The organism is Paraburkholderia caledonica NBRC 102488, from assembly GCF_000685095.1.
GTDB classification, from domain to species: Bacteria; Pseudomonadota; Gammaproteobacteria; order Burkholderiales; family Burkholderiaceae; genus Paraburkholderia; species Paraburkholderia caledonica.
The window spans coordinates 142,280-153,544 of the sequence record NZ_BAYE01000015.1 but is presented as its reverse complement, the minus strand read 5'-3'; the positions used below and the strand labels follow the sequence as shown (position 1 = coordinate 153,544).

The following is an 11,265-nucleotide window of genomic DNA, read 5'->3' as shown; positions in this document are numbered from 1 at the left end:
CCGAGCGGTTTTTTTTGCGCCGTTTTTTCCCGGCCCGCAAGCGCGCGTCGCGGTGCGATTGCGGGCGCGGCGGAGCGACCGTCCTGCCGCGTTCGCCTTCTAACGCTGATCGGTCACATTCGTGTTGTACGTGGTCGAGCCGATGACGACGTTCTTCAACGTGATGCCGTTGACGTTGTACGCGTAGATCGGTCCGGGCGTGGTCGACGTGGCCGGTCCCGCGCAAACCGCCGTGCCCAGGTTGCAGTTCGAGATGGTGACGCCTGTAATCGGCGGGATCGTCGGCGCGGGCGTGGGTCCGTTGTAATCGAATGCAACCGGACCTTGTGCGACGATCGCCTGGAAGCACGAACCGGTGACGCCGCCGACGGTCACGTTGCTCGCCTGCACATTCGATATGTTCACGTTCTGCACGACGGCAGGCCGCGTTCGTATCGCGTCGTTGGCGGGCTGGTAATCGCAGTCAAATGTGATGAGACCGCCTTGAGCCGCTGACGGATTCGCCGCACTCGCGGTGACCACGCCGAGCGGCACCGTGCCGTTGATCGGGCTGCCCGCGAGCAGCGCGCTACCGTAGCCGCCGCCTTTCAATGCGACGCCGTTGGGCAGCGTCACCTTGTCGACAAAGAAGTTTTTCACGAAGCCGCCGCGATTCATGTTCGTCTTGATGCGGATCGCGATGTTCAGCGGATTGGTCGCCCAGTTCTGATTCAACATCTGCAGATTGCGTGCGTAAATGTTCTGCACGCCGCCGCCCATTTCACTGCCGAGCGTAATGCCGCCGTGACCGCTATTCATCGTGCAGTTCTGGATGACATGGTTCTGTGCGGGACCGTATTGCGTGTCGAGATCCTTGCCCGACTTGATCGCGATGCAGTCGTCGCCCGTATTGAACGTGACGTTGTCGCAGAGCACGTTATTGCAGGCGTCTGGATCGAAGCCGTCGTTATTCGGGCCGATACTGTTCGTCGTGACGCCGCGAATCACCACGTTCTTGCAAGCGGTCGGATGATGCTGCCAGAACGGCGTGTTATTGGTGCAATAGTTCTCCATCAACACATTCGTGCAGCCGATAAACTCGACCATGCACGGTCGCAGATAGTGGCCGATGCCGAAGATACGCTTCGCAACCGGAACGCCGGCTTCCGAGAGAGCGGGCAAGTAGTTCTGATCCTGTTGCCATGGCGTCGTCGGACTCGTCAGCTGTGCGTATAGCGTGTCGGAAATGCCTGGTGCGGCGGTCCGGAGGTCCACATTGTTCGGGTTCCGATATACCTGAGAAGGCGTCGACGAGCTCACGCAACCGTAGGCGCCATTCGAACCCTTGAATGTCCACCAGCATGTGGCAGTGTTGCCCGAACCGGAGAAGGGTATCATGGCCTGGCCGTTCAGAACCGAGGTCGCGTCTTCGCCGGTCAACGCGATGTTGGTCTGATTGCGGGCGTACACCGGTGAGCCGTAGTTCAGGCAATCATTGGCCTGCCAGCGGCTGTAAAAGAGTTTGCCGTTCGCACCGCAGTCTACGGGGCCATCCTTCGCATAGTCCGCCGGATTCGGGCTGAAATAGATCGTGCAATTCGCGCTCAGGTGGAAGTTGACGTTGCTGAGCAACACGATCGGCCCGGCGCAATACCAGGTACCGGAGGGCACCACGACGCGTCCGCCGCCGGCTGCATTGCAGGCCTGAATCGCGGCGAGAAACGCGGGCCGCGAGTCGAACGACGAGGGCGCGTTAGTCTGGTTCGAGCCGGGGCTCGCGGGTGAAGAAGAACCCGTGTACGGATTGGTCGCAGCGACAACGGCGCAAGGCTGTGCGCCGTATTGTGTGACGACGAAGTCGCGCGACGGGAACATGGACTGCGTGACGCCGGCGAGCGACGCGATGATTTGTGTCGCCGCGCCGGCACTGCCCCAGATCGGATCTTCCGGTGTCAGGCCCGAACTGCCCGAGCCGCCGCATGCGGACAGGCCGCCGACGAGCGTTGCGCCCGCCGAGGTCCCGGCGAACACCATGAAAGCCCGGCGCCCCGGCGAAGCAGGCTCGGCGCGACCGGGGGGGGTCGATGTCGCTCCTTGGCTGCCGCTTTTATATTGAATTGCCACGAATGTCGCCATGCCCTGGAGGGCGTTGTAAATAGTCGTCGATGTTCGAAAGTACGCGGTTCATTTCGACCGCTTGAATTCCATCAGTCATCCTTAATAAATGAAAGAAATGAAGGGAATCTGTCTGCTTGGGTGAGTTGAAACGCAATCCGCGCCGCTTTGACCGTTCGTCGGATTGAACGGAGAAAGCGGCGCGGCTGGATGCGCGTGGCGGATCAGGCTGTTTGCTGGCCGATTTCGTGATTGGCGAGCACTTCGAGCGCGCGCACCATCGCGGAGTGGTCCCACGCTTTGCCGCCGTGCGCGACGCATGCGTTGAAAAGTGCCTGACAGGTGGCGGTATTCGGCAGCGAGACGCCGAGTGTCTGCGCGGTCTGAAGCGCGAGATTCAAATCTTTCTGATGCAATTCGATCCGGAAGCCGGGGTCGAACGTGCGTTTGGTCATACGCTCGCCGTGCACTTCGAGAATGCGCGACGACGCGAAGCCGCCCATCAGGGCTTCTCGCACGCGAGCCGGGTCCACACCGGCTTTCGACGCGAGCAGCAGCGCCTCGCCGACTGCCTCGATCGTGGCCGCCACGATCACCTGATTGGCGACCTTGCATACCTGTCCGGCGCCGACCGCGCCGATTAGCGTGACGTTTTTGCCCATCATGTCGAACAACGGCTTCACGCTGTCGAAGGTGTTCTGCTCGCCGCCCACCATGATGGTGAGCGAACCCGCCTTCGCGCCGACTTCGCCACCCGACACCGGAGCGTCGAGATAGTCCGCGCCGGTTTCACGCACGCGAGCGGCGAAGTCGCGGGTGGCCATCGGCGAAATCGAACTCATGTCGACCACCGTCTGTCCGGCCCGCAAGCCGCTCGCCAGTCCGTCTTGGCCGAACAGCACGCGCTCGACGTCCGGCGTGTCCGGCACCATGATGAAGATCACGTCCGCCTGCGCGGCGACGGCGGCGGGGCTGTCGCAAGCCTGCGCACCGGCTTGGGTGAGATCGTCGGGCACGCCGCTGCGCGTGAAGGCAGCGAGCGTGACGCCGTTCTTGAGAAGATTGGCAGCCATGGGCTTGCCCATGATGCCGAGTCCGATAAAGCCTGCTTTTTGCATGGAATGCTCCGAAGATATCGTGGCGGCCACGCCTGTGCCGGGTAGTGTGCGCTTAGCCCGGTTCAGCTTTGGCCCGCCGGTTTCTGCATGAAGTGTTGGTGGACCGTCTGCGCGGCGTTCCTCAAAAGCCCGAGGTCGGCGCAAACGGCGATGATGCGGCAGCCCATATCACGATAGCGCTCCGCGTCGGCTTGCACCGGTGCAAGAATGCCGCTCGGCTTGCCGGCGGCCTGCGCGCGCTCGAACACATGCGCGATCGCCTGCTGCACGTCGGGATGTCCGGCGTTGCCCAGGTGCCCGTACCCCGCAGCGAGGTCCGACGGCCCGACGAAAACGCCGTCGACTCCGTCCACGGCAAGAATCTCGTCGATGGCGTCTACCGCATTGCGGCTCTCGATTTGCACGATCACGCAGACGTTGTCGTTGGCAATGTCAAAATAGTCGGGTACCGTCGCATAGCGGTTGCCGCGGTGACCCACCGAGACGCCGCGAATGCCCTGCGGCGGATAGCGGGTGGCCGCGACCGCACGCGCCGCGTCGTCGGCGCTATCGACGAACGGCACGAGGAAGTTGGAAAAACCGCTGTCGAGCAGCCGCTTGATGACGACGCTGTCGTTGCCGGGCGGGCGCACCACGGGCGCGCTGCGGCTGTCCTTGAGCGCCATCAGTTGCGGAATCAGCGTGAGGACGTCGTTGGGTGCATGTTCGGCGTCGAGCAGCATCCAGTCGAATCCGATCACACCGAGCAACTCCGTGACGATCGGGCTGGCGAGCGAGGCCCAGCAGCCGATCAGGGTTTCGCCTCCGCGTACCGCCCGGCGGAAACTATTGGGAAGGGACTGATAAGGCTGGCAGGTCACGGCGGGCATGAACGTTTTCCTCGAACGACAATGGATCGGGCTTGTTCCGACGATGGCTGACCGCATGTTATAGGTCGTCGTATATCTATTTCAGATTAGCACCCGAGGAAGCCGTTGTAACGGGCACGTTAACCCGAATCTATGCCGATGCAAAGCGGTTCAGGTTGCGTGGTAACGCCGTCATGTTGTAGGATGACTTATATCTTTAGCATTCAATCCAAAGGAAGAGACATGTCCAGTTCCAGCGAAGTCATCGGTCGGATCACCGGCGAAATGCTGATCGGCCGTCAATCGGTGCGCGGCGCCGAAGAGGCGCTGCACGCATTCAATCCCGCCACCGGTGCGGACATCGCCGAGCCGGTTTTCGGCAGCGGCACGGCTCGCGACGTGGGCCTCGCGTGCGAACTGGCGCAGAAAGCGTTCGATCCGTACCGCCAACTGCCGCTTGCGGTGCGCGCGGAATTTCTGGAGCGTATCGCCGACGGCATCACTGCGCTGGGCGATGCTCTCGTCGAGCGTGCGCAGCAGGAGTCAGGCTTGCCGAAAGCGCGCCTCGAAGGCGAGCGCGGTCGCACGACGGGTCAGTTGAAGCTGTTCGCGCAATTCGTTCGCTCGGGCCAGTGGCTCGACGCGACGCTCGACTCGCCGCTGCCCGAGCGCAAACCGCTGCCGCGTTCCGATCTGCGCATGCAGAAGATTGCGATCGGCCCGGTCGCCGTGTTCGGCGCAAGCAACTTCCCGCTCGCGTTTTCGGTGGCGGGCGGCGATACGGCTGCGGCGCTCGCGGCCGGTTGCCCGGTGGTGGTGAAGGCACATCGTGCTCACCTCGGCACGTCGGAAATGGTGGGCCGCGTGATTCAACGCGTTGCACAGGAAATGGATTTGCCCGAAGGCGTGTTTTCGCTGATCGTCGGCGCAGGCAATTCGGTCGGTGAAGCGCTGGTCGCGCATCCGGCGATCAAGGCGGTCGGCTTCACCGGTTCGCGCGCGGGCGGCCTGGCGCTGATGCGCGTCGCGGCGGCGCGTCCCGAGCCAATTCCGGTGTTTGCGGAAATGAGCAGCATCAACCCGGTGTTCCTGCTGCCGAACGCACTCACGCAGCGCACCGAGAACATCGCTCGCGGTTTCGTGGATTCGCTGGTGCTCGGCGCCGGCCAGTTCTGTACCAACCCGGGCCTTGCAATCGCTGTCGACAGCGACGCGCTGAAGAACTTCGTCGCCGTGGCGTCCGAGGCGCTGGGCGGCAAGCCGGCGCAGACCATGCTCACTTCGGGCATCTGTTCGGCGTACACGCAAGGCGAAAGCAAACTCGCCGGTATCCCGGGCGTGGAGACGGTGGCGCGCGGCGTCGACGTGACGGGGCCGAACCAGGCGCGCGCGGCATTGTTCGTGACGGACGCCAAAACGTTCCTCGCCACGCCGGCGCTGGAAGACGAGGTGTTCGGACCGGCATCGACGATCGTGCGTTGCAAGGACGAAAACGAACTGCTTCAGGTTGCCGAGCACTTTGCCGGCCAGTTGACCGCGACGATCCAGATGGACAGCGCCGACGTACCCGCAGCCAGAAAGCTCGTGCCGATTCTCGAGCGCAAGGCTGGCCGGCTTCTGGTCAACGGCTATCCGACCGGCGTCGAAGTGTGTCACGCGATGGTTCACGGCGGCCCGTTCCCGGCTACGTCCGATAGTCGCGCGACTTCGGTCGGCACGACCGCGATCGAGCGTTTCCTGCGCCCGGTCTGTTATCAGGATTTCCCGGCCGACCTGCTGCCGCAGGCACTGGCTGACGACAATCCGCTCGACCTGTGGCGCCGCCGCGATGGCGAGATCACGCGCAGCTGATCATTGCGTTTGAACTGCGGCTGAAACGAAAAATGGCCGGGGAGGCGACTCCCCGGCCATTTTTTTTGCGTATTCGCCGTGACAAACGGCGAGGTGCTCAGCGGCCCGTCAACTATGGCTTTCTGAAATTTCGTTCGCGCGGCGCAGCCGTTCGCGGCTGTTGGACAGATGCATGCGCATGGCAGCGCGCGCGCCTTCGGCGTCGTGCCGGGTGATCGCCTCGAGAATGCTCTCGTGCTCCAGGTTGACGAGCGACAGATACGCGTCCGGCTCCGCGCGCGCAATGCCCGCCGAGTCGAGCCGGTTACGCGGAATCAGCGCGCTGCCCATTTGCGTGAGGATGTCCACGAAATAGCGGTTGCCCGTGGCGCGCGCCACCGAGATATGGAATTGCAAATCGGCGTCGACGCTGTCGCGTCCGTTGTGGCGCGTCGCCTCGATCGCGTCGAGCGCGGCGCGCATGCGCGCGACGTCTTCCGGCTTCGCGCGTTGAGCGGCGAGGCCCGCACATTCCGTTTCGAGGCTGATGCGCAGTTCGAGAATCGACAGCACGTCGCGAAGCGTGGTGGCCGGCACCATGTCGATGCCGAGCTTTTCGCGCTGCGGTTCGAGCACGAAGCTGCCGATGCCGTGACGCGTCTCAATGATCTTGCCCGCCTGCAGGCGCGAAATCGCTTCTCGGATAACCGTGCGGCTTACGCTCAGCGTGACCATGAGTTGCGATTCTGTCGGCAGCTTGTCGCCGGGCTTGAGGGCGTTCGACGCGATCTGCTCGGTGACGTAATTGACGACGAGCTCGGCGAGATTACGAGCGCGTCGTGGCGGTGCCGCGGATGCCAGTGGTGTAGCCATCGAAAACGCCCCTTGAATCAGGTAGTTGCAGAGACTTCGTGCGATCCATTATACCGTCGTCTGACGACTGATTATAGAAAGGCCGGATCATTTAGCGCCGTGCCGCGGCCGGGAAGCGGCGGCGCGCGGTACGGCGCTGTCGGGCGGCGACCCGGCGCGGCGATTAGCGCGGGCGCAATTCCACGCGCTTGATGTCCTTCACGATAACGAGGTAGCTGAACACCGTGAGCAGCGCATTTGCGCCGACGAAAACCAGTGCGCCATTGAACGAGCCGCTCTTCGCCACGAGATAACCGATCACGATCGGCGTGACGATGCCGGCCACGTTACCGAACATGTTGAAGATCGCGCCGGACAAACCGAGCGCTTCCTTCGGCGACGTATCGGCGACCACCGCCCAGCCGAGCGCGCCGATGCCCTTGCCGAAGAACGCGAGCGACATCAGCGCGACGACGACCCAGTCGGTGGACACGTAGTTGCAGCCGATGATCGACACCGACAGCAGCATGCCGCCGACAATCGGCACCTTGCGCGCGACGGTCAACGAATGGCCGCGCCGGATCAGCGAATCGGACAGGATGCCGCCGAGCACGCCGCCGGAGAATCCGCAGATCGCGGGCAGCGACGCCACGAGGCCCGCTTGCAGGATCGTCATGCCGCGCGCCTGCACGAGGTAGATCGGAAACCACGTCAGGAAGAAGTACGTCAGCACGTTGATGCAGTATTGCGCCAGATAGACGCCGACGAGCATCCGGTTGCCCAGCAATTGACGCACGAGGGACCAGCCGCCCGCCTTCTCGACGCTTTCACGACGCGCGTTATGTTGGCCGCTCACCACGCCGCCGCCCTGTTCGATGTACTCGAGTTCCGCAGCGGAGACGCCCGGGTGATCGGCGGGATGCTTCATCACCTTGAGCCAGGTGAGCGCGAGCAGTAAGCCGGCGACGCCCATCACCACGTAGACCATGTGCCAGCCGAACGCGTGCGTGAGCCAGGCCATCAACGGTGTGAATACGACTGCCGCGAAATACTGCGCCGAGTTGAATATCGCCGATGCCGTGCCGCGTTCCTTGGTCGGAAACCAGCTTGCCACCACTTTGGCGTTAGCCGGAAAAGCGGGCGATTCCGCCGCGCCCATCGCGAAACGCAACAGGAAGAGACCGGTGACCGCCGCAGCCGCGCTGCCAAGCAGGCCGATCGAGCTTTGCAGCAGCGTGAAGAGCGACCAGAAGAAAATGCTCGCGGCATACACGCGCCGCGCGCCGAAGCGGTCGAGCAGCCAGCCGGCCGGCAGTTGTGAGAGCACGTACGCCCAACTGAACGCGGAGAAGATGTAGCCCATCCGGATCGCGTCGAAGCCGAACTCTGCGCGCATTGCCGAGCCGGTGACCGACAGCGTCGCGCGGTCCGCGTAGTTGAACGTGGTGATTACAAAGATAAGCAGCAGGATTGCGTAGCGGACTTTCGTGCGCTTCGCAACGTTCGCGGAACTTGCCGTGCGGCTCAGGTCCATGGTCATCTCCTTAGTTCTTATGCAAGGGAGCGGGGGTCGGGCCTTGGCGGCGCGGCGGCTCCCAAAGGCATGTGCAAAAAACGCCCGGCGACGGTGTTGTCCCCGGGCGCTGTTGCGCTGCCGCCTGTGCGGCGCCTGGTTCCTGACCGGCGAGAAATCCACGCGCCGGTCAGGCGCGCAGCATTACTGCGGGCCGAGCGTCTTGATGAGCGCGTCGAGTTGCGCCATTTCTTCTTCGGTCAGATCGGTCAGCGGTGCGCGCACCGGGCCGGCGCTATGGCCAACCAGCTTTGCACCTGCCTTGACGATGCTGACCGCGTAGCCGGCGCGGCGGTTGCGGATCTTCAGGTACGGCAGGAAGAAGTCGTCGATCAGCTTGCCGACGGTTGCGTGGTCGTCCGCGGCGATAGCGCGGTAGAAGTCCATTGCCGTCTTCGGAATGAAGTTGAATACCGCCGACGAGTACACCGGAACGCCCAGCGCCTTGTATGCCGCGGCGTAGACTTCCGCGGTCGGCAGGCCGCCGAGGTATGAGAAACGGTCGCCCAGACGGCGGCGGATCGTTACCATGTTTTCGATCTCGCCCACGCCGTCCTTGAAACCGATCAGGTTCGGGCAGCGCTCGGCGAGCCCTTCGAGCATGTCGGCGTTGAGCTTGGAATTCGCGCGGTTGTAGATGATCACGCCCATGTTCGGCACGGACTTGCAGACCTCTTCGGCGTGCGCGGCGATACCTTCCTGGCAGGCTTCCGTCAAATAATGCGGCATCAGAAGAATGCCGTTCGCGCCGTGGCGCTCGGCTTCCTTCGCGTACGCAATGGCGACGCGCGTCGGGCCGCCTGCGCCGGCCAGAATTGGTACCTTGCCCTTGCACACTTCAGTTGCGGTACGCACCACGTTCGAGTAGTCGTCATGCGTCAGCGAGAAGAACTCGCCCGTGCCGCCCGCCACGAACAATGCCGACGCGCCATACGGAGCCAGCCATTCCAGGCGCTCGGCGTAAGTGTCGGCGCGGAAATCGCCGTTCTGGTCAAAGTCGGTGACGGGGAAGGAGAGGAGGCCTTGCGAGACGATCTGCTTGAGTTCCTGCGGTGTAGTCATGATGTATGTATCCGGGCGTCGCTAAAGGTTGAGATCGGTTGGAGCGTCGATCGATAGAAATGAAGATTTCTTATACGTCATCGTACAACAACAGTTCGGCTAACTCAACGGCGTTTTCGCGGCATAATGCTAGTCATAGGGTAAATACGGAACATGCGGGCAAACATGTATGTTGTAGGATGACGTATGAATTGCTGCCGCAGAAGGCGTAAATCGCCATAAGGATCGATGCAATGGAACTCTCACCCCTCTACATTCGCGTTCACCCCAATGACAATGTCGCGATCGTCGTCAACGACGGCGGCCTAGGCGAGGGCGCGGTCTTTCCCGACGGCCTCGTGCTGCGCGAGCGCGTCCCGCAAGGTCACAAGGTTGCGCTTGCGGATCTGGCCGAAGGCGACGAAGTCATCCGCTATAACGTGGTGATCGGCTATGCGCTCAAGGCGCTGCCCAAGGGAAGCTGGATCAACGAACACGTGATCCGCATGCCGAGCCCGCCGGGGCTCGAGGACCTGCCGATCGCCACCATCAATGCGCCGGAAATGCCGCCGCTCGAGGGCTACACGTTCGAGGGCTACCGGAACGCCGACGGCTCGGTGGGCTCGCGCAACATACTGGCAATCACCACGACCGTGCAGTGCGTCGCCGACGTCGTCGAGCACGCGGTTGTGCGCATCAAGTCCGAACTGCTGCCGAAATATCCGAATGTCGACGACGTGGTGGGTCTCGGCCACACCTACGGCTGCGGCGTGGCGATCGACGCGCCGGACGCAATGGTGCCGATCCGCACGGTCCGCAATATCGCGCTGAACCCGAACTTCGGCGGCGAGGTGATGATGGTGAGCCTCGGTTGCGAGAAGTTGCAGCCGGAACGTTTGATGCCGCCGGGCACGATCCCCATCGCCGCGGCGCAGAACCCGAGCGAAATCGCGGATATCGGCGATCTCGGCGCCGACGAGAACGGCGACGTGGTCGTGCTGCAGGACGAAGCGCACGTCGGCTTTCAGTCGATGGTCGAGTCGATCATGAGAACAGCCGAAGGCCACCTGAAGCGCCTGAACAACCGGCGTCGCGAAACCTGCCCGGCAGCGGATCTGGTCGTCGGCGTGCAGTGCGGCGGCAGCGACGCGTTCTCCGGTCTCACTGCGAATCCGGCCGTCGGCTTCGCGACTGACCTGCTGGTGCGCGCCGGCGCCACGGTGATGTTCTCCGAAGTCACCGAAGTGCGCGACGGCGTCGACCAGTTGACGGCGCGCGCGGCGAACGCGGACGTCGCTCAGGCGATCATCCGCGAGATGCAGTGGTACGACGATTATCTGAAGCGCGGCGGCGCCGACCGCAGCGCGAACACCACGCCGGGCAACAAGAAAGGCGGGCTGTCCAACATCGTCGAAAAGGCGATGGGCTCGATCATCAAATCGGGTAACTCGCCCATTTCCGGCGTGTTGTCGCCGGGCGAGAAAGTGCGCCAGAAAGGCCTGATCTACGCGGCCACGCCGGCGAGCGACTTTATCTGCGGCACGCTTCAGCTTGCGGCCGGCATCAACCTGCACGTCTTCACGACTGGCCGCGGCACGCCGTATAGTCTCGCGGAAGTCCCCGTCATCAAGGTCGCCACGCGCTCGGATCTGGCGCGCCGCTGGCATGACCTGATGGACATCAACGCGGGCACGATTGCAACAGGCTCGGCAACGATCGAAGAGGTGGGTTGGGAGCTGTTCCGCTTCATGCTCGACGTTGCGAGCGGCCGCAAGAAGACCTGTGCGGAGAAGCTCAAGCTGCACAATGCGCTGGCGCTCTTCAATCCGGCGCCGGTGACCTGATCGCCGGATTTAGCGGGCCGCGATTTCGCGGCTCGTTTTACTTTGGGCTTGACGGCTCGTTGCAT

The 11,265-nt window shown here is 63.1% G+C and carries 8 protein-coding genes; 2 read left to right on the top strand and 6 right to left on the bottom strand.

Annotated elements, in window-relative coordinates:
* Positions 1-99 precede the first annotated feature (99 nt).
* The 3 genes from BCA01S_RS25855 to garL form a co-directional block, all read right to left on the bottom strand.
* On the bottom strand, positions 100-2,103 hold the full coding sequence (locus tag BCA01S_RS25855) for a glycoside hydrolase family 28 protein (RefSeq protein WP_027779412.1): 2,004 nt from the start codon (positions 2,101-2,103) through the stop codon (positions 100-102).
* A 215-nt stretch (positions 2,104-2,318) separates the two neighbouring features.
* Positions 2,319-3,230 (bottom strand): 2-hydroxy-3-oxopropionate reductase, encoded by a 912-nt coding sequence (locus BCA01S_RS25850; RefSeq protein WP_255218484.1) that lies wholly within the window; start codon positions 3,228-3,230, stop codon positions 2,319-2,321.
* 44 nt (positions 3,231-3,274) lie between these two features.
* Complete coding sequence (garL, locus tag BCA01S_RS25845) at positions 3,275-4,081, bottom strand: 2-dehydro-3-deoxyglucarate aldolase (RefSeq protein ID WP_027779410.1); 807 nt, start codon at positions 4,079-4,081, stop codon at positions 3,275-3,277.
* Between the two features lie 222 nt (positions 4,082-4,303).
* Here garL and BCA01S_RS25840 point away from each other — a divergent pair, with 222 nt between their 5' ends.
* Positions 4,304-5,911, top strand: coding sequence for an aldehyde dehydrogenase (NADP(+)) (locus BCA01S_RS25840; protein ID WP_027779409.1), 1,608 nt, complete (start codon positions 4,304-4,306; stop codon positions 5,909-5,911).
* Between the two features lie 108 nt (positions 5,912-6,019).
* On the opposite strand, the gene BCA01S_RS25835 is transcribed toward BCA01S_RS25840, so the two are convergent.
* The 3 genes from BCA01S_RS25835 to kdgD all read right to left on the bottom strand — a co-directional run bounded on the left by BCA01S_RS25835 (position 6,020) and on the right by kdgD (position 9,377).
* A complete protein-coding gene (locus BCA01S_RS25835; protein WP_027779408.1) occupies positions 6,020-6,763 on the bottom strand; it encodes a FadR/GntR family transcriptional regulator in 744 nt (247 codons plus the stop codon).
* A gap of 163 nt (positions 6,764-6,926) precedes the next feature.
* On the bottom strand, positions 6,927-8,276 hold the full coding sequence (locus tag BCA01S_RS25830) for an MFS transporter (RefSeq protein ID WP_027779407.1): 1,350 nt from the start codon (positions 8,274-8,276) through the stop codon (positions 6,927-6,929).
* Between the two features lie 183 nt (positions 8,277-8,459).
* Entirely contained in the window at positions 8,460-9,377 is a 918-nt protein-coding gene (gene kdgD / locus BCA01S_RS25825) for a 5-dehydro-4-deoxyglucarate dehydratase (protein ID WP_027779406.1), read from the bottom strand.
* A gap of 233 nt (positions 9,378-9,610) precedes the next feature.
* Between kdgD and garD the strand changes: the two genes are divergently transcribed.
* Positions 9,611-11,200 carry a galactarate dehydratase gene (gene garD / locus BCA01S_RS25820; RefSeq protein WP_027779405.1) on the top strand — a complete coding sequence of 530 codons (1,590 nt, stop codon included), beginning with the start codon at positions 9,611-9,613 and terminating at the stop codon, positions 11,198-11,200.
* Positions 11,201-11,265: the final 65 nt, after the last annotated feature.